The sequence below is a fragment of the Xenorhabdus sp. PR6a genome (genome assembly GCF_028599065.1).
Classification (GTDB): Bacteria; Pseudomonadota; Gammaproteobacteria; order Enterobacterales; family Enterobacteriaceae; genus Xenorhabdus; species Xenorhabdus doucetiae.
This window is the reverse complement of sequence record NZ_JAQRFJ010000189.1, coordinates 1-797: the sequence shown is the minus strand read 5'-3', so window position 1 is coordinate 797 and position 797 is coordinate 1. Positions and strand designations below refer to the sequence as shown.

The window sequence follows — 797 nt, the reverse complement described above, 5'->3', positions numbered from 1 at the left end:
TAATCAGGAAGTACAGAATGCACTTTTGGAACATGCACCACAGCCGTTGATAGTCACGTTATTGAGGTATGTGGGGCGTACACTGAAGAAAGCGATGCCTTTAGATCAGGCTATGTATCGTGCAGGGCTGGCAATCTCTTTATTTCAGGTCATTATTGACCAAATAGATAAAGATTGTTCGGAAGAATTACGCGATTTGATTTCACTAGCCTGTGATTTCAATCAAGAAATCTATCATGCGCTTTATGCGGCTGTTTATGAGGAATAACTTGTGATTAGGCGGCTTAATGCCGCCTTAATTGGATTGGCTATCATTAAACATGAGACAAATTTGCTAAATAGCTATATGGACACCAACTTGAATTGAGTCGGTGTCCATATAGCTATTTAACGTTGTTAGGCAAACCATCGCAAATGATAAGATAACCAGTTTTATATCAAGCAGAGCTATTGCAGTAAATGGTCCAATGATTGACAAGGTATCATAGAGAAATTCGCTGTATAGATCTCTGACTCTATCTGATACTAGGTAGATATCGTTTTTTATTCTAAAAGCTAAATTAGCCGAATGAAATTTTCTGGTTATATGATAAGGAAACGCTAGATGGCGTCGTCATGAAATACTCAACCAAAGAGCAAGGCAGCGGATTTGGACTGCGGCAAGAAACGATGCACTGTTTTTGGCGTAACGGGTCGCTATACCACGCCAGCGCTTCAAATGGAGAAAAGCGTTTTCAACCAAATGCCTGAGTCGATAGAGCTCGCGATCATATTTTCGTTTAACTTTGCGATTCTTG

1 protein-coding gene and 1 pseudogene are annotated in these 797 nt (G+C 40.0%); one reads left to right on the top strand and one right to left on the bottom strand.

The features are described from left to right. Positions 1-268, top strand: a pseudogene (locus PSI15_RS18255) (hypothetical protein); the annotation flags it as partial. Between the two features lie 345 nt (positions 269-613). Here PSI15_RS18255 and PSI15_RS18250 read toward each other — a convergent pair. Then, positions 614-797: transposase (locus PSI15_RS18250; RefSeq protein ID WP_337928950.1), on the bottom strand; the 184-nt coding region annotated here is incomplete at its 5' end.